16 protein-coding genes are annotated in these 21,407 nt (G+C 71.5%); 13 read left to right on the forward strand and 3 right to left on the reverse strand.

Features of this window, described 5'->3' with window-relative positions; translation table 11 throughout:
• Nucleotides 1-101: 101 nt before the first annotated feature.
• Nucleotides 102-872, reverse strand: coding sequence for a type I methionyl aminopeptidase (map, locus tag ACIRPU_RS11720; protein WP_403865004.1), 771 nt, complete (start codon nucleotides 870-872; stop codon nucleotides 102-104).
• Between the two features lie 32 nt (nucleotides 873-904).
• Between map and ACIRPU_RS11725 the strand changes: the two genes are divergently transcribed.
• The 9 genes from ACIRPU_RS11725 (at nucleotide 905) to ACIRPU_RS11765 (ending at nucleotide 12,068) form a co-directional block, all read left to right on the forward strand.
• Entirely contained in the window at nucleotides 905-1,156 is a 252-nt protein-coding gene (locus tag ACIRPU_RS11725; protein WP_403865007.1) for a helix-turn-helix domain-containing protein, read from the forward strand.
• A gap of 143 nt (nucleotides 1,157-1,299) precedes the next feature.
• Entirely contained in the window at nucleotides 1,300-2,853 is a 1,554-nt protein-coding gene (locus ACIRPU_RS11730) for a hypothetical protein (protein WP_403865010.1), read from the forward strand.
• A gap of 178 nt (nucleotides 2,854-3,031) precedes the next feature.
• On the forward strand, nucleotides 3,032-3,874 hold the full coding sequence (locus ACIRPU_RS11735; RefSeq protein ID WP_020125512.1) for a nitrilase-related carbon-nitrogen hydrolase: 843 nt from the start codon (nucleotides 3,032-3,034) through the stop codon (nucleotides 3,872-3,874).
• On the forward strand, nucleotides 3,871-5,154 hold the full coding sequence (locus tag ACIRPU_RS11740; RefSeq protein WP_403865013.1) for an aspartate aminotransferase family protein: 1,284 nt from the start codon (nucleotides 3,871-3,873) through the stop codon (nucleotides 5,152-5,154). The genes ACIRPU_RS11735 and ACIRPU_RS11740 overlap by 4 nt, the downstream gene beginning before the upstream one ends.
• A gap of 30 nt (nucleotides 5,155-5,184) precedes the next feature.
• Complete coding sequence (locus ACIRPU_RS11745) at nucleotides 5,185-6,768, forward strand: PucR family transcriptional regulator (RefSeq protein WP_403865016.1); 1,584 nt, start codon at nucleotides 5,185-5,187, stop codon at nucleotides 6,766-6,768.
• A gap of 180 nt (nucleotides 6,769-6,948) precedes the next feature.
• The gene (locus ACIRPU_RS11750; protein WP_355709311.1) at nucleotides 6,949-7,791 is read left to right on the forward strand and encodes a nitrilase-related carbon-nitrogen hydrolase; all 843 of its coding nucleotides are present in this window, start codon (nucleotides 6,949-6,951) and stop codon (nucleotides 7,789-7,791) included.
• A 124-nt stretch (nucleotides 7,792-7,915) separates the two neighbouring features.
• Nucleotides 7,916-9,319 carry a dihydropyrimidinase gene (hydA, locus tag ACIRPU_RS11755; RefSeq protein WP_403865019.1) on the forward strand — a complete coding sequence of 468 codons (1,404 nt, stop codon included), beginning with the start codon at nucleotides 7,916-7,918 and terminating at the stop codon, nucleotides 9,317-9,319.
• A gap of 11 nt (nucleotides 9,320-9,330) precedes the next feature.
• Complete coding sequence (locus ACIRPU_RS11760) at nucleotides 9,331-10,350, forward strand: TIGR03842 family LLM class F420-dependent oxidoreductase (RefSeq protein ID WP_384118299.1); 1,020 nt, start codon at nucleotides 9,331-9,333, stop codon at nucleotides 10,348-10,350.
• A 185-nt stretch (nucleotides 10,351-10,535) separates the two neighbouring features.
• Complete coding sequence (locus ACIRPU_RS11765; protein WP_355709317.1) at nucleotides 10,536-12,068, forward strand: NCS1 family nucleobase:cation symporter-1; 1,533 nt, start codon at nucleotides 10,536-10,538, stop codon at nucleotides 12,066-12,068.
• Nucleotides 12,069-12,216: 148 nt separating this feature from the next.
• Here the strand turns inward: ACIRPU_RS11765 and ACIRPU_RS11770 are convergent, their stop codons facing one another.
• The gene (locus ACIRPU_RS11770) at nucleotides 12,217-12,885 is read right to left on the reverse strand and encodes a hypothetical protein (RefSeq protein ID WP_403865024.1); all 669 of its coding nucleotides are present in this window, start codon (nucleotides 12,883-12,885) and stop codon (nucleotides 12,217-12,219) included.
• Nucleotides 12,886-13,147: 262 nt separating this feature from the next.
• On the opposite strand from ACIRPU_RS11770, the gene ACIRPU_RS11775 reads away from it, so the two are divergent.
• From ACIRPU_RS11775 to ACIRPU_RS11790, 4 genes are all read left to right on the forward strand, one after another.
• A complete protein-coding gene (locus ACIRPU_RS11775; protein WP_403865027.1) occupies nucleotides 13,148-14,974 on the forward strand; it encodes a gamma-glutamyltransferase family protein in 1,827 nt (608 codons plus the stop codon).
• A 217-nt stretch (nucleotides 14,975-15,191) separates the two neighbouring features.
• Nucleotides 15,192-16,049: an inositol monophosphatase family protein gene (locus ACIRPU_RS11780; protein ID WP_385557264.1), complete on the forward strand. Its 858-nt coding sequence runs from the start codon at nucleotides 15,192-15,194 to the stop codon at nucleotides 16,047-16,049.
• Between the two features lie 333 nt (nucleotides 16,050-16,382).
• A complete protein-coding gene (locus tag ACIRPU_RS11785; protein ID WP_403865105.1) occupies nucleotides 16,383-17,795 on the forward strand; it encodes a phytoene desaturase family protein in 1,413 nt (470 codons plus the stop codon).
• Between the two features lie 35 nt (nucleotides 17,796-17,830).
• Nucleotides 17,831-18,340, forward strand: coding sequence for an O-acetyl-ADP-ribose deacetylase (locus ACIRPU_RS11790; RefSeq protein WP_355709328.1), 510 nt, complete (start codon nucleotides 17,831-17,833; stop codon nucleotides 18,338-18,340).
• Nucleotides 18,341-18,541: 201 nt separating this feature from the next.
• Here ACIRPU_RS11790 and ACIRPU_RS11795 read toward each other — a convergent pair whose 3' ends face one another.
• Nucleotides 18,542-20,482 carry a M1 family aminopeptidase gene (locus ACIRPU_RS11795; protein WP_403865031.1) on the reverse strand — a complete coding sequence of 647 codons (1,941 nt, stop codon included), beginning with the start codon at nucleotides 20,480-20,482 and terminating at the stop codon, nucleotides 18,542-18,544.
• Between the last annotated feature and the right edge of the window lie 925 nt (nucleotides 20,483-21,407).

Consider the following 21,407-nt stretch of genomic DNA (forward strand, 5'->3'; position numbering starts at 1 on the left):
GGGCTACACCACGATGGCACGATCCGCAGGGCGCGGCATGTCCTGGGACCCGCCGCCGTACGGCGTCCCGCCGACGCCCCGCGCCCCTCGGCGGAACGGTCCTACCGGCGCTCGGTGAGGATCCTCGGACCGCTTTCCGTGATCGCCACCGTGTGTTCCGCGTGGGCCGCCCGCGAACCGTCGTTGGTGCGCAGGGTCCAGCCGTCCTCGGCCTCGTGGTAGCCGTCCTTGCCGCTCGCGATCAGCATGGGTTCGATCGCGAGGGCCATGCCGTGGCGCAGGGGGTAGCCGCGGCCAGGGCGGCCCTCGTTGGGGACCGAGGGGTCCTCGTGCATGTGGCGGCCGATTCCGTGGCCTCCGAAGCCTTCCGGGATGCCGTAGCCCGCCTCCCGGCACACCGTGCCGATCGCGTGCGCGATGTCGCCGATGCGGTTGCCGACGACCGCCGCCTCGATGCCGGCCGCGAGGGCGCGCTCGGCGGTCTCGATCAGCCGGACGTCCGCCGGGCGCGGCGTGCCCACGGTGAAGCTGATCGCGGAGTCGCCGGCCCAGCCGTCGAGCGTGGCGCCGAAGTCGGCCGAGAGGAGGTCGCCGTCGCGCAGCCGGTATCCGGTGGGGATGCCGTGCACGATCGCGTCGTTCACGGACGCGCAGAGCACCGCCGGGAAGGGCGTCATGGCGAAGGACGGGCGGTAGCCGAGGAAGGGGGACGTCGCCCCCGCCTCCCGCAGCACGTCGTGCGCCAGCTCGTCCAGTTCCAGCAGGGACACGCCCACGTCGGCGGCGTCCCGCACGGCCGTCAGCGCCCGTGCGACGACCTGTCCCGCTGCGTACATGGCCTCGATCGATGTGTCTGTCTTGAGCTCCACCATGCCAATTACTATACCGGTATTAGAATGGGGTCATGGTGCGTACCCCCCTCACCCCCGAAGAGCGCGAACGCGGCGAACGGCTCGGGCTGCTGCTGCGCGAGGCCCGCGGCGGCCGGAGCATGGCCATCGTCGCGGCGAACGCCGGCATCTCCGCCGAGACCCTCCGCAAGATCGAGACCGGCCGCGCCCCCACCCCGGCGTTCTTCACCGTCGCCGCGCTCGCCCGCGTGCTCGGCCTGTCGATGGACGAGCTGGCGGGGCTGTGCGTGCCCGCCCCGGCGTGACACCCTGGGGTCGCTGTCCGCGCCCGGTCGCGATCGTGCGCACACGTCGTCGCGTCGGTTTCGAAAACTGGCCGTAGCCGCGCTGTAACACCGTTGGTGTTTTCTACGAACCGGAGTGTTCCGGTCGGGGCGGGAGTCGAGCGATGGTTGTGGATCAACTCCCGGGCCGGGTACGGGAGTTCGCGAGCTACCTGAACGGACTGCTGGCACGCCTCGATCAGGGCGCCGGCTGGTGCGCGGTGTTCTGGCAACGCGATCCCGACGGCATGCAGGCCTGCCTGGACGGGCGTGAGGTGCCGCCCTGGGACGTGGTGGAGGCGGTGCTCCAGGACCTCGCCGCCGAGTACGGGACCGCGGTCGCCGAGCAGCAGGCGGAACGGGTCCGGCCCCTGCACGCCGCCGCCCTCGCCGCCCACGACGCCCGGCCCGGTGGCCGCGACGCCCTCGGGGACCGGCTCGACGTGATGCTCCGCGAGCAGCGCTACGCCGCCGAACGACTGGCCGACCTGGGGCGCAGGCTCCCGTCCGCGGCCACCCAGGAGCAGGCCGACGCGATCCGTCTCGACCTCGCCTGGGCCCACGACGACCATGAACGGGCCACTGCGCGGTGCGCCGAACTCCGCTACCGGATGGCGGAGTCGGACCGGCTCCCGACGCCCGGCGCGCCCCCCGGCCCCAGGCCCGCCCAGCACACCGCCGACCCCGCCCACGGGGCTCCCGCCGCCCACGGAGCTCCCACCGGCTACGACTCACCTGCCGGGTACGACGCCTCCACCGGGTACGACGCTTCCACCGGGTACGAAGTCTTTGCCGGTCATGGCGTCGCCCAGCCCACGGCCGGACCGCAGGTCGACGCGTACGAGGCCGAGGCGCCGGCGGCCGACGCCGCAGCCCCCCGGCCGGCCCCCGTCGAGCCGGCTCCCGCCGAGGACACCGCCGCCGCGGCCCCCGTCCCCAAACAGCGCAAGCGCCGCCGCGGCAGCGCCCGTTTCGCCGGGATGGCCGAGGAGGAGGCGGACGCCGCCTCCGCCGCCGTACCGCCCGACACCGCGCCGGTGGCGCCCGCGCCCGCCCCGACCGGGCGCCGCACGCCGCGCGGCGCCCGCTTCGCCGGGGCCGCCGCCGAGACCGCCGAACGGACCGAGCCGCGGCGCGAGCCGCTGGACACGGCGGCCCGGCGGGAGACCGTCGAGACGGTCGAGCGTCTGGTGCGCCTGCGCGGGGAAGGCCGCAGCGGCGAGGCGCACGCCCTGCTCGTCGAGCTCGCCTACTGGCCGGCCGCCCGCATCCCGCTGCTCGCGGCCGAACTCCAGCGCGCCGGGCTGACCGCCGACTGGACCACCCTGCTCTGGGAGGCCGCCTCCTTGCCCGCCGACCGGCTCGTCGCCGCGGCCGACGCACTGGTCGCGGTGGGGCGCACGGCCGACGGCGAGCAGATCCTGCGCCAGGGCGTCGCCCGGCCGGCCACCGAGATCGGGCAGGCCGTCCTCGGTCTGGTCGAGGAGGGCCGGCGACGCGAGGTCAGCGCGCTGCTCGACGCCTACGTCCGGGTCCGCACCCCCGAGGAGGCCGCCCGCAGCGTCGCCCCGGCCCCGCAGACCCTCGTCCCCCTCGTGCTGGAGGCCGCCCGGACCGTCTCGGAGGAACGCCACTGGGACCTGGTGCACGCCCTCAGGGTGGCCGGCTTCACCGCCTGACCCGGTCACCCCTTGCGCCGTACGGCCCGCGACTCACCCACCGGAGTGTGAAACGCGATCGACTCGGCGGGTTAACGACGATGGTCTTGGCAAGCCCGTCCCGGAGGCTTACGTTCGTCCCTCTACGACCTTCGTCTACGGGCGTAGAGGCTCTGACGTCCCGTCGAAGGAGCAGCTCATGGCCAACGTCGTACGTGCCGCACTCGTCCAGGCCACCTGGACCGGCGACACCGAGTCCATGGTGGCGAAACACGAGGAGCACGCCCGCGAGGCGGCCCGTCGGGGCGCCAAGATCATCGGGTTCCAGGAGGTCTTCAACGCTCCCTACTTCTGTCAGGTCCAGGAGCCGGAGCACTACCGCTGGGCCGAGCCGGTCCCCGACGGGCCGACCGTGCGTCGTATGCAGGAGCTCGCGCGCGAGACGGGGATGGTCGTCGTCGTGCCGGTCTTCGAGGTCGAGCAGTCCGGTTTCTACTACAACACCGCCGCCGTGATCGACGCCGACGGGTCGTACCTCGGCAAGTACCGGAAACACCACATCCCGCAGGTGAAGGGTTTCTGGGAGAAGTACTACTTCAAGCCCGGCAACATCGGCTGGCCCGTCTTCGACACGGCCGTCGGCAAGGTGGGCGTCTACATCTGTTACGACCGGCACTTCCCGGAGGGCTGGCGGCAACTCGGTCTCAACGGCGCCCAACTGGTCTACAACCCGTCCGCGACCCACCGCGGCCTCTCCGCCCACCTCTGGCAGCTGGAGCAGCCCGCGGCCGCGGTCGCCAACGAGTACTTCGTCGCCGCGATCAACCGGGTCGGCGTCGAGGAGTACGGGGACAACGACTTCTACGGGACGTCGTACTTCGTCGACCCGCGCGGGAAGTTCGTCGGCGAGGTCGCGAGCGACAAGGACGAGGAACTCGTCGTCCGCGACCTCGACTTCGACCTGGTCGAGGAGGTCCGCCAGCAGTGGGCCTTCTACCGCGACCGCCGACCCGACGCCTACGACGGGCTGGTGCAGCCGTGAGGGACCTCCACGCCCGCCACCGGAAGGTCCTGCCGGACTGGCTCGCCCTCTACTACGAGGACCCGCTGGAGATCACCCACGGCGAGGGCCGGCACGTCTGGGACGCCGAGGGCAACAGGTACCTCGACTTCTTCGGCGGCATCCTCACCACCATGACCGCGCACGCGCTGCCCGAGGTCACCAAGGCGGTGAGCGAGCAGGCCGGGCGGATCATCCACTCCTCGACGCTCTATCTCAACCGGCCCATGGTCGACCTCGCCGAGCGCATCGCCCAGCTCAGCGGCATCCCCGACGCCCGCGTCTTCTTCACCACCTCGGGCACCGAGGCCAACGACACGGCGCTGCTGCTCGCCACCACCCACCGGCGCAGCAACACCGTGCTCGCGATGCGCAACAGTTACCACGGCCGTTCCTTCAGCGCGGTCGGCATCACCGGCAACCGCGGCTGGTCGCCGACCTCGCTGTCCCCGCTCCAGACGCTCTACGTGCACGGCGGGGTACGCGGACGCGGCCCGTTCGCCGCGCTCTCCGACGCCGAGTTCATCGAGGCCTGCGTCGAGGACCTGAAGGACCTGCTCGGTCACACCCGCCCGCCCGCGGCCCTGATCGCCGAGCCCATCCAGGGGGTCGGCGGGTTCACCTCGCCGCCGGACGGACTGTATGCGGCATTCCGTGAAGTGCTGAACGCATACGGGATCCTGTGGATCGCCGACGAGGTGCAGACCGGCTGGGGCCGCACCGGCGAGCACTTCTGGGGCTGGCAGGCGCACGGCCGCAGCGGACCGCCGGACATCGTCACCTTCGCCAAGGGCATCGGCAACGGCATGTCCATCGGCGGTGTCATCGCCCGCTCCGAGATCATGAACTGCCTGGACGCCAACAGCATCTCCACCTTCGGCGGGACCCAGGTCACCATGGCGGCCGGCCTCGCCAACCTCTCCTACCTGCTGGAACACGACCTCCAGGGCAACGCCCGGCGGGTCGGCGGCCTGCTCATCGAGCGGCTGCGGGCCGTCGTCGCCCAGGATCCGGGGGTACGGGAGGTGCGCGGGCGCGGGCTGATGATCGGCGTCGAACTGACGAAACCCGGCACCGACCAGGCGGACCCGGACCGCGCGGCCGCCGTGCTGGAGGCGGCCCGCGCCGACGGGCTGCTGATCGGCAAGGGCGGCGGCCACGACACCAGCGCCCTGCGCGTCGCCCCGCCGCTGTCCCTGACGGTGGCGGAGGCCGAGGAGGGCGCCGCCATCCTCGAAGGCGCGCTGAGGAGCACGCGGTAGCGCAGGCATGAGCCAAGGGAACACAACGCCATGACCATCACCCTGGAGCCCTGGGGGCCCGTAGAACCCCTGGAACCCGCACTGTCGGTCCGTCAGGTCCTGGCCCTGGAAAGGGTGCTGGCCGGGGAGCCCGAGGTGGTGGCCGGCGCGGCCCAGCTCGACCGGCCGGTGCGCTGGGTGCACGTCGCCGAGGCCGCGGACGTCGGCGTGATGCTCAGCGGCGGCGAGATGGTCCTCACCACCGGAGTGCTGCTCGCCGGTGACGAGAACGCGCAGACCGAGTACATCCAGTCCCTGCACCGCGCGGAGGCCGCGGCCGTGGTGCTGGGGCTGGGGCGGGCCTTCCCCGCTCCGCCGGACGTGATGCGGCGGGCCGCCGAGCGGTGCGGACTGCCGATGGTCGTCCTTCACCGCCCTTTCCCCTTCGCCGAGTTGACGGAGGAGGTCCAGTCCCGGCTGGTCCGGCGGAAGTTCGCCGCCGTCAGCCTGTCGGAGGCGGTACGGACCGCCCTCACCGGACTGATCACCGCGGGCGCCCCGCTCCAGCTGCTGCTCGACGTGATCGCCCAGCACGCCGCCTGTCCGGTCGTCGTCACCAACCTCGCCCACCGGGTGCTGGCGACGGCGGGGGAGCGGTCGGCGGTCGACGACGTGCTGCGGGACTGGGAGCGCATCGCCCGCCAGGCCGGCGGCAGTGAGGGCGACGGCTGGATCCGCGCCGAGCTGGGCGGACGCGGCGAACGGTGGGGGCAGATCATGCTCTGCGGCCACCGCGGCGACACCGCGGGCGGACGGCTCCTGGCCGACCGGGCCGCGGAGGCCCTCGTCCTGCACCGCATGCTCGGCGGCGCCTCCGCCCACACCTGGGAGGAACAGTCCGCGCAGAGCCTGCTCACCGACCTGATCTCCGGTGTCGTGCCGGCCCGGCAACTGCTGCCCCGGGCCCGGGCGGCCGGGCTCCCCGTCAACCGGCGGACCTTCGTCCCGCTGGTCGTCCGGGACGGCGATCCCGCCCAACTCGAGCGCATGCTCCGCCTGCTGGGGATGCCCGGGCTGGTCGCCGAGCTCGCCGACGGGGCCACCGCCCTGCTGCTCAGCCTCGCCCGCGACCAGGACGCCGAGGCGCTCGCCGCGCACTTCGCCGCCCGGCTGCGGACCGAGTCGGGGGAGAGCCGTACGGTCGTCGCGGCGGCCGACCCGCGCATCGTCTGGGACGACGTGCCCGCCGGGCTGCGCGAGGCCCAGCATGTCGCGGACGCCGTGGCCGACTCCTCGGCCGCCCTCGCCCTGCCGGCCGTCGTCCGCCTGAAGGACGTCCATCTGCGCGGCCTGGTCCGGCTGCTGCGGGACGACCCGCGGGTGCAGTCCTTCGCCGAGCGGGAACTGGACGGACTGCTGTGCGCGGCCGGGGACGACCTGCTCGCCGTGCTGCGGACCTATCTGGCAACGGGCCGCAACAAGTCCCGCACCGCCCAGCTCCACCATGTCTCCCGGCCCGCGCTGTACCGCCGGCTGGAGGCGATAGAGGGGCGGCTGGGCGTGGACCTCGACGACTTCGAACAGGCCGCATCGGTGCACATCGCGCTTCTCGCGCACGACGCGCAACTGGGCTGACCGCGCACCGCGGCAACAGCTCCGAAACATGGAACGACCAGGGAAAACGGTGGTGAAACATGGGTCCGGCAAGACGTGACACGGTGGCACGCCGGACGCCCGTAGGCGTGACACCGTGCAACTCAAAGCGGGCTCGCCGGCTTCCTAGGCTCCTCGTACACCGAGCGACCGGAGGTCCCGATGAGCAGAGTGATCCGTGCCGCCGTCTTCCAGACGGCCTGGACCGGCGACAAGGAATCGATGATCCAGGTACACGAGCAGGCGGTCCGCGACGCGGCCGCGCAGGGTGCTCAGGTCCTGTGTTTCCAGGAGCTGTTCTACGGACCGTACTTCTGCCAGGTCCAGGACCCGCAGTTCTACGAGTACGCCGAGCAGATCCCGGACGGCCCGATCGTCAAGCGTTTCCAGGCGCTCGCCAAGGAGCACGGCATCGTCCTGGTGCTGCCGATGTACGAGGAGGAGCAGCCGGGCGTCCTCTACAACACCGCCGCCGTGATCGACGCCGACGGCTCGTACCTCGGCAAGTACCGCAAGCACCACATCCCCCAGGTGAAGGGTTTCTGGGAGAAGTTCTACTTCCGGCCCGGGAACGTGGGCTGGCCGATCTTCGAGACCGCTGTCGGAAAGATCGGCGTCTACATCTGCTACGACCGCCACTTCCCCGAGGGCTGGCGCGCGCTGGGGCTGGAGGGCGCCGAGATCGTCTTCAACCCGTCGGCGACCTCGCGGGGTCTGTCCGCGTACCTGTGGCAGCTGGAGCAGCCGGCGGCGGCCGTCGCCAACGAGTACTTCGTCGGCGCGATCAACCGGGTCGGTGTCGAGGACCTCGGCGACAACGACTTCTACGGGACCTCGTACTTCGTGGACCCGGAGGCCCAGTTCGTCGGCGAGGTGGCGAGCGACAAGGAGACCGAACTCGTCGTCCGCGACCTCGACATGGCCAAGCTGCGCGAGGTCCGCGACCGCTGGCAGTTCTACCGGGACCGTCGCCCGGAGGCCTACGGCCCGCTGACCGCACCGTAAGACCCGAGGCCCCCGCGTCCCCGTCCGGGGCGCGGGGCAGCGTCCGTGGGCGGCTCCGCCGCGGGGCGCGACCGGCCTCGAACGACCCGCACGTCACGACCTCAACCCAGCGGAGCGTCCACGTATGAGCACCCGTACCGTCATCCGCGGCGGCCTCGTCGTCACCGCGTCCGACGAGATCCACGCCGACGTCCTGATCGAGGACGGCCGTATCGCCGCCCTCGCCGCCTCCGGCACCCCGGCCGCCGCGGCCTGGACCGCCGAGCGGGTCATCGACGCCACCGGGAAGTACGTGATCCCGGGCGGGGTCGACGCCCACACCCACATGGAGCTGCCCTTCGGCGGCACCTTCGCCTCCGACACCTTCGAGACCGGTACCCGGGCGGCCGCCTGGGGCGGCACGACCACGATCGTCGACTTCGCCGTGCAGAGCGTCGGACACAGCCTGCGCGAGGGGCTGGACGCCTGGCACGCGAAGGCCGAGGGCAACTGCGCGATCGACTACGGCTTCCACATGATCGTCTCCGACGTGAACCAGGACACGCTGAAGGAGATGGACCTGCTGGTGGAGGAGGGCGTCACCTCCTTCAAGCAGTTCATGGCCTATCCCGGCGTCTTCTACAGCGACGACGGTCAGATCCTGCGCGCCATGCAGCGCTCCGCCGAGAACGGCGGACTGATCATGATGCACGCGGAAAACGGTATCGCCATCGACGTCCTGGTCGAACAGGCGCTGGCGCGCGGCGAGACCGATCCGAGGTATCACGGCGAGGTCCGCAAGGCGCTCCTCGAGGCCGAGGCCACCCACCGCGCCATCAAGCTCGCGCAGGTCGCGGGTGCTCCGCTGTACGTGGTGCACGTATCGGCGATGGAAGCGGTTGCGGAACTGGCCCGGGCGCGCGACGAGGGGCTCAACGTCTTCGGTGAGACCTGTCCGCAGTACCTGTTCCTGTCGACGGACAACCTCGCGGAGCCCGACTTCGAGGGCTCGAAGTACGTGTGCTCGACGCCGCTGCGGCCCAAGGAGCACCAGGCCAAGCTGTGGCAGGGCCTGCGGACCAACGATCTCCAGGTCGTCTCCACCGACCACTGCCCCTTCTGCTTCGTGGGTCAGAAGGAGCTCGGCCGGGGCGACTTCTCGAAGATCCCCAACGGTCTGCCGGGGGTCGAGAACCGGATGGACCTGCTGCACCAGGCCGTCGTCGACGGGCACATCAGTCGCCGTCGCTGGATCGAGATCGCCTGCGCCGCCCCGGCCCGCATGTTCGGCATGTACCCGAAGAAGGGCACCATCGCGCCGGGCGCCGACGCCGACGTCGTGATCTACGACCCGCACGCCGAGCAGATCATCTCCGCGGACACGCACCACATGAACGTCGACTACTCGGCGTACGAGGGCAAGCGGCTCACCGGCCGCGTCGAGACGGTCCTGTCGCGGGGCGAACTCGTCATCACCGAGCGGGAGTACACCGGACACGCCGGTCACGGCGCCTACACCCCGCGCTCCACCTGTCAGTACCTCAACTAGGAGCAGCGCACATGGACTTCGGACTCGTCCTGCAGACCGACCCGCCGGCCTCGAAGGTCGTCGAGCTGATGAAGCGTGCCGAGGGCAACGGCTTCACGTACGGCTGGACCTTCGACTCCGCCGTGCTCTGGCAGGAACCGTTTGTGATCTACAGCCAGATCCTGGCGAACACCAGCAGCCTGACGGTGGGCCCCATGGTGACCAACCCGGGCACCCGTACCTGGGAGGTCACCGCCTCCACCTTCGCCACCCTCAACGACATGTTCGGCAACCGCACGGTCTGCGGCATCGGCCGCGGCGACTCCGCGATGCGCGTCGCGGGCCGTACCCCGAACACGCTCGCCCGGATCAGCGAGGCCATGAAGGTCATCAGGGCGCTCGGCTCGGGCCAGGAGGCGGACCTCGGCGGCACGGTCGTCAAGTTCCCGTGGATCAAGGAGGACGCGCACCTCCCCGTCTGGATGGCCGCCTACGGCCCCAAGGCGCTGAAGATGACCGGCGAGGAGGCCGACGGCTTCATCCTCCAGCTCGCCGACCTCTACCTCACCGAGTACATGGTGAAGGCCGTCAAGGACGCCGCCGTCGCCGCCGGCCGCGACCCCGCCGAGGTGAAGATCTGCGTCGCCGCCCCGGCGTACGTCACCGAGGACGACTCGCCCGAGGCGCTCGCCCACGCGCGGGAGCAGTGCCGCTGGTTCGGCGGGATGGTCGGCAACCACGTCGCCGACCTGGTGTCCAAGTACGGCGAGCACTCCGCCGCCGTACCGGACGAACTCACCGACTACATCAAGTCCCGTGAGGGGTACGACTACTCGCACCACGGGCGGGCCGACAACCCCGACACCGCCTTCGTGCCCGACGAGATCGTCGACCGGTTCTGCGTCATCGGCCCGGTCGAGAAGCACATCGAGAAGCTCGAGGCGCTGCGTGCGCTGGGCGTGGACCAGTTCGCCGTCTACGACATGCACGACGCCCAGGAGGCCACCATCGACGCCTACGGGGCACGGGTGATCCCGGCCGTCAACGGCTGACCCGTGCGCACGACCGCCGTACGGCGCCACGGACCGCCGTACGGCGTGGAAAACCGCAGAAACCAGCGAAACCGCTCAACTCCCCATCCCCCCACTCCAGTTCTCCCCTCCCCCGACTTTCCGGGGGAGGGGGCCGGAGCCCGCACGGCCTTTCCGGATCCGCCCCTCGTTTGATTGGCCTGCCCATGACCGACACCGCTCCCACGGCCATACCGCCGACTTCCCAAGTCACCCTCGCCGACGGCCGGGTGGAGATCGCCCCGGGCGCGCCGCAGCCCAGCGGCCCCTACGCCAACGAGGACCTGCTTCCGGTCCCGGTGGAGAAGCGCACCTGGACCACGTACAACTTCTCCGCGCTGTGGGTCGGCATGGCCCACAACACGGCGTCGTGGACGCTCGCCTCCGGTCTGATAGCCGTCGGCATGGACTGGAAGCAGGCGGTGCTCACCATCGCCCTGGCCAACGTCATCGTGCTGGTCCCGATGCTGCTCACCGGGCACGCGGGGCCGAAGTACGGTATCCCCTTCCCGGTCTTCGCCCGTGCCTCCTTCGGTGTCCGCGGCGCCAACCTGCCCGCCGTCGTGCGGGCGTTGGTGGCATGCGGCTGGTTCGGCATCCAGACCTGGATCGGCGGCGAGGCGATCTACTTCCTCGCCGGGAAACTGATCGGAAACGGCTGGAGCGACGCCGGTGAGATCGGCGGCTACGCCTGGACGATGTGGCTGTCGTTCGCGATCTTCTGGGCGATCCAGGTCGCGATCATCTACCGGGGCATGGAGACGATCCGGCGCTTCGAGAACTGGGCGGCGCCGTTCGTCCTCGTCGGCGCCCTGGTGATGCTGATCTGGATGAGCAACAAGGCAGGCGGTTTCGGCCCGTTGCTCGACCAGCCGTCGAAGCTCGGCTGGGGCGGCGACTTCTGGAAGCTGTTCTGGCCGTCCCTGATGGGCATGATCGGTTTCTGGTCGACGCTGTCGCTGAACATCCCGGACTTCACGCGGTACGGAAAGTCGCAGAAAGCGCAGACCTGGGGACAGGCGCTCGGTCTGCCGACCACCATGACGCTGTTCGCCCTGCTGTCGGTGATGGTCACCTCCGGTTCGCAGGCCGTGTACGGCGAGACGATCTGGGATCCGGTACAGCTCGCCGCCAAGACGGACAACGTCTTCGGTCTGCTGTTCGCGCTGGTGACCGTGCTGGTGGCGACCCTGTCCGTGAACGTCGCGGCCAACCTGGTCTCGCCCGCCTTCGACTTCTCCAACATCGCGCCCCGGAAGATCAGTTTCCGAACCGGCGCCCTCGCCACCTGTGTCCTCGGGGTGCTGATCTTCCCGTGGAAGCTGTACTCCGACCCGCAGGGCTACATCTTCACCTGGCTCGGTCTGGTCGGCGGTCTGCTGGGCACGGTCGCCGGCATCCTCATCGCCGACTACTGGGTGCTGCGCCGCGGCAAGCTCGACCTGACCGATCTGTACCGCACGGGCGGCCGTTACTGGTACGACGGCGGCTGGAACTGGCGGGCCGTGGTGGCCTTCGCGACCGGCGGAGTGCTCGCCGTCGGCGGCGCCAGCTTCAAGCCGCTGGTCGACGGACGGCCGATCCCGGCGCTGGAATCCCTCGCCGACTACGGCTGGGCGGTCGGGCTCGGCACCTCGATGGTGCTGTACCTGGCCCTGATGCTGCTGCTGCCCCCGCGGCAGGAACAGGACGCCGTCTGACGGACAAAACGAGAACGGCCGGAGGAGCGACCGGGCTCCTCCGGCCGTTCTCGTGCCTCGGCCCGTGCGTCTCGGTGCGTGTGTGTCTCACTCCGTGCGGTTCGGCCTGTGCGGCTCGGTGCGTGCGGGGCGCGGCGGGAGCGTGCGGTCAGCTCTTCTCGCCATTCAACAGGGCGGCCACCACTTCCTTCGCGGCCTTGATCGCGCCCTTGTTGATCTCGTCGGTGCTGGGCGCCTTCTTCGTCTCGAAGTCGCTGCCGTTGAAGTTGACGACCACCAGCGCGTTGGACACCCGGGCGATGACGACGCCCTCACGGGTCTGCTGCTTGTCCTCGGTCGTCAGGTTCACCACCGAGTAGGCCTCGTCACCGAGCCCGGGGACCGCGCCGCCGCCGCTCTTCTCGCCGGTCCGCTCCTTGTACGACGTCCGGGCCGCGTCGTCCGACTCCGTGATCTCGAAGGAGACGTCGAGCCACCGGTAGTCGTATCCCTTGAGCGCGTTCCATGAGCAGGTGCGGCGCAGAGCGGTGTCCGTGGACGGGATCTCCTTGCCCGCCGTCTTGGCGCCCGGCACGAGGGCGGTGACCGTCTTCGCGGCGACGCTGGTGCACGGGGCGGGCGCGGCGGCGTACGTCTTGGACACGGCCGTGGAGGAGGGGCCGGACGTCTTCTCGGACTGGGTCTTCTGCGTGTCCTTGACCGCCGTGTCCTGCTTTTCGGTCAGCGGCCCGGACGACATCGCCCAGCCCGCGCAGGCGAGCACGACCACGGGGGTCAGGCGCGCGGTGAGGGCGAGCGGCAGTGGGAGTGAGCGCACGGCGCACTTTCGTGGGGGACGGTGCGGACGGAGTCCGCAGTGCGGACGGGGGACGCCAGTGTCACACGACTCCCTGTGGGGCGGAAGCGTGAACTCGCTCCGTGGCTGCGCGGTGACGAAGGGGCCCGGCCCAACCGGGACATCACGGTTCTTCATGGGGCACCGGCCGGGGAACGGTGCCACCGGCCGGGGAACGGTGCGAGCGCGCGGCGGGTGCGTGCGTACGATCCCGGGAACGGCCGCAGCGCAGTGAGGAGCCCCCGTGTTCACCACCCGCCCCACCCTCCAGGGCACCTTCGGCATGGTGTCCTCCACCCACTGGCTGGCCTCGCAGTCGGCGATGGCCGTCCTGGAGGGCGGCGGCAACGCCTACGACGCGGCCGTGGCAGGCGCCTTCGTGCTGCACGTCGTCGAACCGCATCTCAACGGGCCCGCGGGCGAGGTGCCCATCCTGCTCGCCCCGGCCGGCGGCGAGGTGCGCGTGCTGTGCGGGCAGGGAGTGGCGCCGGCGGGCGCGAGCGTCGCCCACTACCGGGCACTCGGCCTGGACCTCGTACCCGGCACCGGACCGCTGGCCGCCGCCGTGCCCGGCGCGTTCGACGCCTGGATGCTCCTCCTGCGCGACCACGGCACCAAGTCCCTCGACGACGTACTGCAGTACGCCATCGGGTACGCCGAACACGGGCACGCGCCCGTGGAGAACGTCGGCGCGACCGTCGAGACCGTACGCGAGCTGTTCGAGACGGAGTGGACCTCGTCGGCGGAGGTGTACCTGCCGGGCGGGAGGCCGCCGCGCCCCGGCGCGCTGCTGCGCAACCCGGCCCTCGCCGCCACCTGGAGGCGACTGCTCGCCGAGACCGCCGGGGCGGGCGACCGGGAGGCGCGGATCGAGGCCGCACGCGCGGTGTGGCGGACCGGGTTCGTCGCCGAGGCCCTTGTCCGGCAGGCCGCCCGGCCCACCCTGGACACCAGTGGGGAGCGCCACACCGGCACGCTCACGGCCGCCGATCTCGCGGCCTGGTCCGCGTCCTACGAGGCGCCGGCCACGTACGACTGGAACGGCTGGACGGTGTGCAAGGCCGGCCCCTGGAGCCAGGGCCCTGCCCTCCTCCAGCAACTCGCCCTGCTCCCGCCCGAGCTGCCCGCGTACGGCTCCGCCGACTACGTCCATCTCCTGATCGAGGGCTGCAAGCTCGCCATGGCCGATCGCGAGGCCTGGTACGGCGACGCGGCCGAGGTCCCGCTGGGCGAGCTGCTCGGCGCCGCCTACAACGCGGACCGGCGCCGGCTGATCGGCGACAAGGCGTCGTACGAGCTGCGGCCCGGCAGCCCCGGCGGGCGTACCCCGCGGCTGAGCACGCACGCGTACGTGGTCGCCGACGACGACCCCGCCTTCAGCCCCATGGGCGCCGGCGAGCCGACGGTCGCCAAGAGCACCACGTCCCCGGTGCCGGGCGAACCGGAGGTCGGGGCGCAGGGGGCCACCCGGGGGGACACCTGCCACCTCGACGTCGTGGACCGCTGGGGCAACATGGTCGCCGCCACGCCCAGCGGCGGCTGGCTGCAGTCCAACCCGGTCGTGCCCGAGCTGGGCTTCCCGCTCGGCACCCGGCTCCAGATGACCTGGCTGGAGGAGGGCCTGCCGAACTCGCTGACGCCCGGCCGCCGCCCCCGCACCACCCTCACCCCCTCGATCGCGCTGCGCGACGGGGTGCCGGTGCTGGCGTTCGGCACCCCCGGCGGCGACCAGCAGGACCAGTGGCAGCTGCACTTCCTGCTGGCCGTCGCGCTCCGCGCGCGGGTGCGCGGCGGTCTGGACCTCCAGGGCGCGATCGACGCCCCGAACTGGCACAACGACGCCTTCCCCGGTTCCTTCTACCCGCGCGGCATGCGGCCGGGCTCCGTCACCGTGGAGTCCCGGATGCCGGCCGGGGTGGTGGAGGAGCTGCGGCGACGCGGCCATGACGTGAGCCTCGGCGACCCGTGGTCCGAGGGCCGGCTGTGCGCGGTGGCCCGCGACCCCGAGACCGGGATCCTGCTCGCGGCCGCGAACCCGCGCGGGATGCAGGGATACGCGGTGGGTCGCTGACTCGGATGCGGCACGGGCCGCCGGGGTGCGGACGGGCCGGGTTGCCCACGCGCGCGTGCGGGGCGGGTTGCCGACTCGGGTGTGTGGGGCGCGGCTGACGCGGGGGAGCGGTGGGGCGCGAGAGAGCGGAGGGAAGCGTTCCTGTTCTTCATCCCGATTACACCCGGGATGCACCGGGCGGGTGGGGATTGTCAGTGGGGCGTGCTCTCATGGATGCATGATCGAAGACACGGAAACCATCGACGAGTTTCTCGCCCGCCACTCGGCCGACGTGGAGGAGGCGGTCCGCAAGGCCGCCGCGGCCGAGATCATGCCCCGCTTCCGGCAGCTCGGCGCGCACGAGGTGGACCAGAAGAGCGGACCCCACGACCTGGTGACGGACGCCGACCGCAATGCCGAGCTGTACCTCACACGGGCCCTCGGAGCCCTCCTGCCCGGCTCGGTCGTCGTCGGCGAGGAGGCCGTGCACGCCAACCCGGCCACGTACGAGGCGATACAGGGCGACGCGCCGGTCTGGATCGTCGACCCCGTCGACGGGACACGGCAGTTCGTGCACGGCGACGACGGCTTCTGCACCCTGGTCGCGCTCGTCCGGCACGGCGTCCTGCTCGCCTCCTGGACCTACGCTCCGGCCCGCGACCAACTCGCCACGGCCGTCCGCGGCGGCGGCGCCTTCCTGGACGGCGAGCGGCTGTTCGCCGGTCCGCCCGAGCCGGGCCGCGACCTGAGGGTGGCCACCTCCCACCCCGACTACACGACCGACGAGCAGAAGCGTGCCCTGCTGGGTGTGTGGACGGACGGCGTCGCACCGCGCGCGTGCGGATCGGCCGGGCTCGAGTATCTCGCCATAGCCCGGGGCGAGTTGGACGCCACGGCGTTCTCGTGGGAGGCGGCCTGGGACCACGCGGCCGGCCTCCTGCTGGTCGAGGAGGCGGGCGGCGCCCATCTCACCCTCGACGGCGGTCCGTTCCGCGTCACGGGCGGCAACTCCCTGCCGTTCACGGCGGCCCGGGACGCGGCGACGGCCCGACGCGTGGCGGGACTGCTGTCGGGCGTGGGGTCGGACCCGAGGTGAGGCGGCACGGGTGAGGCGGCACGGGGCGGCGGCACGGGGAGAGGCACCCCGAGGTGAGGCGCCCCGGGGAGAGGCCGGTGCCGGGAATCCGACGGGACTGAAGCCGCTCCGGCCGGGCGCGAGCGAGGCCCTGCCGCGTCGGGAGATCCTGGCCCGCGTCCAGCCACCCGCACGGAGTCCTTCCGGCGGACGCCCTCCCGGGACAGTTCGACCGTGGCATTCGGGGTCGAGGGCCCCGCGCCGCAGGTGTCGTCGTACCCCCGGCATATCCTGATCGTGGGGGCCACCGGTCTACGGAGGTCACCGGCTGACGAAGGGGTCGAAGTGCCGTCGATGCTCGATGCGGTCGTGGTGGGAGCGGGGCCCAACGGGCTGACCGCGGCGGTGGAGCTGGCCAGGCGCGGCTTCTCCGTGGCGATCTTCGAAGCGCGGGACACCGTGGGCGGGGGAGCGCGCACCGAGGAACTCACCCTGCCGGGCTTCCACCACGACCCGTGCTCCGCCGCACACCCCCTCGGCATCAACTCGCCCGCGTTCCGCGCGCTGCCCCTGGAGCGCTACGGCCTGGAGTGGCTGCACGCCGAGCTCCCCATGGCCCACCCCTTCCTCGACGGCAGTGCCGCGGTGCTGTCGAGGTCGGTCGCCGAGACGGCCGCCTCCTTCGGGCCGCGCGACGCGGGCACGTACCGCCGACTGGTCGAGCCCTTCCTGCCCAAGTGGGACACCCTGGCCCGCGACTTCATGTCGCTGCCGTTGACCGCGCTCCCGCGCGACCCGGTCACCCTGGCCCGTTTCGGCCTCGTCGGCCTGCCCCCGTCCAGCTGGCTCACCCGCCGCTTCCGCGACGAACGGGCCAGGACCCTGTTCGCCGGACTCGTCGGGCATGTCATGGCCCCGCTGAGCGGCTTCGCCACCGGCGCGATCGGTCTGGTCTTCGCCCTCGCCGCGCACGCCCGCGGCTGGCCGGTGGCCCGCGGCGGCTCCCAGTCCATCTCGGACGCCCTCGCCGCCTACCTCGAGGATCTCGGCGGCAGCATCCACACCGACTACCAGGTCAAGCGCCTCGACGACCTGCCCCCGGCCCGCGCCTACGTCTTCGACACCTCGCCCACCGCGCTCGGCCGCATCGCCGGTTTCGGCAACTACTACGAGGGATACCGGTACGGACCCGGCGTATTCAAGATCGACTACGCGCTCGACGGTCCGGTCCCGTGGACCGCGAAGGAGGCCCGCGCCGCCGGCACCGTACAGATCGGCGCGGACAGCGCGGAGATCGGCGCCGCCCTCAGAGCGGTCTCCCGGGAGGGCCGGGCACCCGACCGACCCTTCATGATCACGGTGCAGCCCGGCGTCGTCGACCCCAGCCGCGCCCCGGCCGGCCGGCACGTCTTCTGGGCGTACGGCCATGTGCCCAGCGGCTGGACCGGCGACCTCACCGACGCCATGGAACGCCAACTGGAGCGCTTCGCCCCGGGATTCCGCGACCGGGTCCTCGCCCGCGCCACCGCGGGCCCCGCCGAACTCGCCGCCCGGAACGCCAACTACGTGGGCGGCGACATCGCCTCCGGAGCGGTCTCCGGGCTCCAGATCCTGCTGCGTCCCAAGCTGACGCCGTTCCCGTACGCCACTCCGCACCCGGCCGTCTTCATCTGCTCCTCGGCGACCCCGCCCGGACCCGGTGTGCACGGCATGTCGGGCCACAACGCGGCGAAGGCCGTATGGCGCAGGCTGCGGCAGCAAAGGTGAGCGGACGGCCGGTTCCCGTTGGTATACACACCATCATGACCACGATCACCCTCGTCCAGGGCGACATCACCCGGCAGTCCGTGGACGCCATCGTCAACGCGGCCAACTCCTCACTGCTCGGCGGCGGTGGCGTCGACGGCGCCATCCACCGCCGGGGCGGCCCCGCGATCCTCGCCGACTGCCGTCGGCTGCGCGCCGCGCACTACGGCAAGGGCCTGCCCACCGGCCGGGCGGTCGCCACGACCGCGGGGAACCTGGACGCGCGCTGGGTGATCCACACCGTGGGCCCCGTGTACCAGGTCTCCGGCAGCGACCCCTCCCTGCTGGCCTCCTGCTACCGCGCGTCGCTGGAGGTCGCGGACGAGCTGGGCGCGCGGACCGTCGCGTTCCCGGCCGTCTCCACCGGGGCGTACGGCTGGCCGATGGCGGATGCCGCCCGTATCGCGGTCGAGGCGGTGCGCGCGGCGCGCACGGCGGTCGAAGAGGTGCGGTTCGTGCTGTTCGACGACAAGGCGTACCAGGTGTTCGCCGAGCTGATCCACTGACCGGACCGGACCGGTTAGTGGAGCGGACTGGACCGGACCGGACCGGACCGGTTAGTGGAGCGGACTGGACCGGACCGGACCGGAGCGGACTGGCGACGACCGGCCACGACCGGCGAGCGGCAACGGATCCGCGGGTGACGCCGGACGGCGTCACCCGCGGATCCGGTGGGCGATGGATGGCCGACGGCGGTCCGGGCCGGGTCAGCCCTCGATGCGGTGGGTGGTCCAGAACGACGTCAGGTCGGTGGTCGTGGCTGCCTGGGCGGCCGCCTTGAACTCGGCCGTGGTCGAGACGCCGTACCAGTGCGAAGTGGCGTAGTCCTTCAGCAGCTTGGCCATCGCGGTGTCGCCGATGAGCCGCCGCAGGTCGTGCAGGGCGCACTTGCCGTAGCCGTAGACGACGGTGGAGTACCGGGAGGAGTGGGTGTCCCAGTAGGCCATCGAGTTGGTGATCTTCTCCGCCGACGAGGCCCACGAGACGCTGCTCCAGCAGCTGGTGCCCGTCTTGCCCAGCGCCAGGTCGGTGGCGTAGTCCGTGAACGACTCGTCCAGCCACGGGCTGTTGTACTCGTCGTCGCCGACGATCCCGTACCACCACTGGTGGCCGATCTCATGGGTCAGCGCCGTGGTGCTGACCAGGTCGAGGACGAAGCCGGGGTACTCCATGCCGCCGAACCAGAAGCTGTTGTCGATGACGGCGTCCAACTCGCCGTACGGGTAGGCCCCGAAGCGGGCGGCGTGCGCGTCCACGGCGGTCTTGGCGGTGGTGAGCATCGACTGGGCGTTGGCCGAGCTGATGCCGGTGACGGAGTAGACGTTGATCGGGGTCCCGCCGGTCGAGGTGCCGGAGATCTTGCTGAACGGGCCGGCCGCCCACGCGAAGTCACGGACCTTGGTGGCGGTGGCCGTGGTGACGGTGCGGCCGCTGGTGCCGGCCGCGTCGACCGAGGCGCCGGTGGCCGGCACCAGGAGGGTGGTCGGATGGTCGAGGGTCACCTTGAAGTCCGCGGCCAGCGAGTAGAACGACTCGCCGTTGTTCGTGTACGGGTCCAGGTGCCAGCCCGTCCCGTCCTTCACCGCCAGCAGGGGCAGCGCGTTGCCGATGAAACTGAACGCCCCGTCGTAGCCGAACCGGTCGGCGCCGCTGGGCACGGTGATGCCCAGGTCGAAGCCGATCGTGGCGCTCTGCCCCTGGGTCAGGGGAGTGGCGAGCGTGATCGGGAGGGCGGTGCAGCCCACGGACAGGGCGCCCGCGGTGCCGCCGGTGACGTTGCTGACCGCGATCGGCATCGAGGTGCAGGTGCCGTGGTAGTTGTCCCAGAGTCGCAGGTACACCTCGCTGAGCGCGGTCGAGGAGGCGTTGGTGAAGGTCGCGCTCTCGTGACCGGTCCAGACCGTGCCGGCCGTGTTGCTGGTCAGGTTGACGGTGTACGACGGCGCCGCCGGGGTGCGGGTGGAGTCGGCGGGCGGAGCGGTGTCGCCGGAGGTGTTGAGCGCGAGGTCGTCGAGGACGAAGCTCGACTGGAGGCTGGAGTCCTCGGTGCCGGTGAAGGCGAGGCTCACGGTCTGGCCCGCGAACGCCGACACGTCGAACGACTTCTGCACGTAGCCGGTGTTCTTGTCGAGGTTCGAGTACGTGGCCAGCGTCGTCGTGCCGATCTTGGCCGTGAGCTTGTCGTACGCGGTGGACGAGGTCGTCTCGGCCGTGTCGATGTGCAGCCAGAACGTGAGGGTGGCGGCGGCGCACCCGGACGGGATCGTGAGGCTCTGCGAGAGCGTGTCGGTGTGGGTGCTGCCCACGCCGTCCAGCCAGGCGAAGGCGGTGCCGCCGTGGGCGCTCTGCCCGGTGCGACTGGTGATCACGCTGGTCGAGGACTGGGTCCACGACGAGACGCCGCTCTCGAAGCCGCCGTTGGTGATCACCTGGGCCGGGGTGCAGGCGTCGGCCGCGGCGGCCGCCTGCACGGGAGCGACGGCCGCGCTCCCGGCTGCGACAGCCGCGCTCCCGGGTGCGGCGACGCTCGTGGAGGCGATCCCGTCCGGCGCGACGGCTGCCGCGGGTGCGGCGGGGAGCGAGACGGTGGCCAGCGCGGCGAGGGTGAGCGCGCTCGTGGCGAGGGCCTTGCGGGGGGTGGGTCTCACACGTGGCTCCTTTGCGGCGGCCGGGTTTCCGGCCTGCTCGGTGGCTGTCCCCGACGGCGTGGGTGTGCCGGAGGGCGGTGCGCGACGGCTGCCGGAAGCCTGACAGATTTGACGCGGCCATGCCATCAGACTTTGGCAAAGGGTCCCCTCCGCAACCGGACGCGAAGCCCCCGCTCACAGCCCCGGAGCCTCCCGTGCGCGGCCGTGCGAGGAGCGGCCCGGTGAAGCTGCGGACCCCGGCCGCGCGCACCCCCGGGGCGCGGTCCTGCCCCACTCGAGGCGGGGTCCCTGCCCCACCTCTGGGGCGCGGTCCTGCCCTCCATCGACCCGCGAAGCTGTACCTCACCGCCCGGCACGCGAAAATCTATGCTGGCTGGAGTAGACATTGCCCAATGGCATGGTTATGGTTTCTCTCGTAGCCAGAGAGACAGAAGGGCCCGGCAGACATGAACTGCCGGGCGGAAGTACCGCAGTTGTAGTACGCAGGACGGTGCGGTGGTGGAGTTGCGAAGCCAGGGTTGTTGCAGGACGGCGACGGGACTGACGACCGGACCGGGCGGCCGCGGTTCAGGGGCCGCCGTGAGCAGTACAGGTAGTACCAGCAGTACAGGCAGTACCCAGCAGTGAAGTCAGTGAGCAGCACCTCGGTGAAGGCGTCGGCTGCGGACGCGCGCACCGGGAGGTTCGGCAGTGGGGTTCCAAGCCAGAGCAGACGCAGGACGGGCGAACGGGGCTGGCTGCCGAAGAGTGGCGCTTCACGAGGCCACCAGCAGTTCGCAGTACAGGCAGTACCAGCAGTACAGGCAGTACCGGCATCACCAGTAGTACCGGTAGTTCGTAGTTTCCCGTGTGGTAGGCAGTTGATCATCGAGGGAAGAACGGAGGGGCCGAGCGCCATCAGGATCGCCCGGGCGTGAGTGTGGAG

The sequence above is a fragment of the Streptomyces sp. NPDC102259 genome, from assembly GCF_044766465.1.
GTDB lineage: Bacteria > Actinomycetota > Actinomycetes > Streptomycetales > Streptomycetaceae > Streptomyces.